The sequence below is a fragment of the Terrisporobacter sp. genome (assembly GCF_017888745.1).
GTDB lineage: Bacteria > Bacillota > Clostridia > Peptostreptococcales > Peptostreptococcaceae > Terrisporobacter.
Genome location: NZ_JAGHFM010000413.1, coordinates 1 through 2,228, shown reverse-complemented (window position 1 = coordinate 2,228; position 2,228 = coordinate 1). Strand labels below are relative to the sequence as shown.

Here is a 2,228-nt window from a genome sequence, read left to right as displayed (position 1 = left end):
GTATTATTTTTATAATAGAGCATTTTTTGCAATGTAGCAAGCATTTTTAGTTATGTTATCAGATAAAAATACTAATATAATAGTAGTAGAAAGAATGAGAATAAGTTTTAGCCTTTATCGGTTAAATTAAAATATAAAGATATAAAACTAGGAGGACTATTAAATTGAAACTAAATGAGATTATAAACGGATTAAAAGTAGTTAGTGTATACGGTGATATGAATATAGATATAGAAAATATAGAATATGATTCAAGAAAGGTTAATGAAAATACATTGTTTATATGTGTAAAAGGATTTAACTCTGATGGTCATAAGTATATAGAAAGTGCTATAGAAAAAGGAGCTAAAGCATTTTTAGTTCAAGATGATGTGGAAATAGAAGGATATACTTTTGTAAAAGTTGAAGATACAAGAGCTGCAATGGCGGTTGTTGCAGATAACTTCTGTAATCATCCATCACAAAAATTTGGAGTTGTTGGTGTAACAGGAACTAACGGAAAAACTAGTATAACAACTTTTTTAAGTGAAATACTGCAAGCTAACAATAATAAAGTAGGATTAGTTGGAACTATCAAAATATTTGATGGAGAAAATGAAATAGAATCTAGTTCAACTACTCCAGAAAGTGTTGATTTACAAAAATATTTTAATAAAATGTTAAATAATAATTGTGACTATTGTGCTATGGAAGTATCATCTCACTCATTAGTGCTAAATAGAGTTGATGCTACAGACTTTAAAATAGGTATATTTACAAACTTAACACCAGATCATTTAGATTTCCATAAAGATTTAGAAGACTACAGACAGGCTAAAGAAAAGTTATTCTACAAAACTTCTGTAGCTAATATAATCAATGTAGATGATGAAGGTGGTAAAAAAATATATGACAATATAAAATCATTAGAAACACCAGCATATACTTATGGAATCGATAATGAAGCTGATTTTATGGCAAAAGATATACAAATAAGTGATAAGGGAGTATCATATAAACTAGTGACACCTTCTTATGAAGAAGATGTGTTTGTTCCAGTGCCTGGCAAATTTACAGTATACAACACATTAGCTGTAATAGCTGCTTGTTATATGTTAAATATAGATAAGGATGTTGTGCTTACTTCATTAAAAAATACTAATGGTGTAGCAGGAAGATTCGAAACAGTACCAAATGATAAAGGTATAAGTGTAATAGTTGATTATGCGCATACTCCAGATGCTCTTGAAAATATATTAAACACTGCTAAAGAATTTGCTAAAGGTAGAATAATAACAGTATTTGGATGCGGTGGAGATAGAGATACTACAAAGAGACCTTTAATGGGAGCAATAGCTCAAAAATTATCAGATATATGCATGGTAACTTCTGATAATCCAAGAACAGAAGATCCAAAATTAATAATAGATGATATATTAGCAGGATTAAATAAAGAAAAAGAAAATTATAAAGTTATAATTGATAGAAAAGAAGCTATTGAATCAGCTATAAAAATGGCCAAAGAAAAAGATGTAGTAATAATAGCAGGAAAAGGCCATGAAAACTATCAAATATTAGGAAAAGTTAGACATCACTTTGACGATAAAGAAATAGCAAATGATTGCTTAGAGAAATTATAAATAGTATAAAGGAGAGAACAAAATAATGAAATCATTATTTGAAAATTACAAATCAACTATTATACTTCTAGGATCTATATTACTAGGAGGTATAGTTGGGGCTTATATGGGCCCAAAAGCGGCTATATTCCAGCCAGTTGGGGATTTATTCCTAAACTTCTTATTTATGATATTAGTACCACTAGTATTTTTCAGTGTTACATCAGCTATATCTAATATGGGTGAAATGAAAAGACTTGGTAAAATAATTAAAAATATAGTTATAGTATTTACAATTACTTCTGTTATAGCAGCTATAGTAGGTATGATAGGTGTATTATTATTCAACCCAACTAAAGGATTAAATCCAGAAATGTTTAGAGATATAATAGCTTCTGCTTCATCAGAAGGACAAGAAAAAGTAAGTTTAGCTCAACAATTAGTAAATACAGTAACAGTTACAGACTTCAAGGATTTATTATCTAAGAGTAATATGTTACAACTAATAATAATGTCTATGCTATTTGGTGTAGCTACAGCGATGGCAGGAGAAAAAGCAAGACCTATAGCAAACTTTGTTCAAGCTGGTTCTGAAGTTATGATGAAAATAGTAAGTTTAATAATGAAGTT

The 2,228-nt window shown here is 28.8% G+C and carries 2 protein-coding genes; both read left to right on the top strand.

Features of this window, described 5'->3' with window-relative positions:
- Window positions 1–164 precede the first annotated feature (164 nt).
- Window positions 165–1,619: a UDP-N-acetylmuramoyl-L-alanyl-D-glutamate--2,6-diaminopimelate ligase gene (locus J7G74_RS16605; protein WP_297137470.1), complete on the top strand. Its 1,455-nt coding sequence runs from the start codon at window positions 165–167 to the stop codon at window positions 1,617–1,619.
- A gap of 25 nt (window positions 1,620–1,644) precedes the next feature.
- Window positions 1,645–2,228: dicarboxylate/amino acid:cation symporter (locus J7G74_RS16600; RefSeq protein WP_297137468.1), on the top strand; the 584-nt coding region annotated here is incomplete at its 3' end.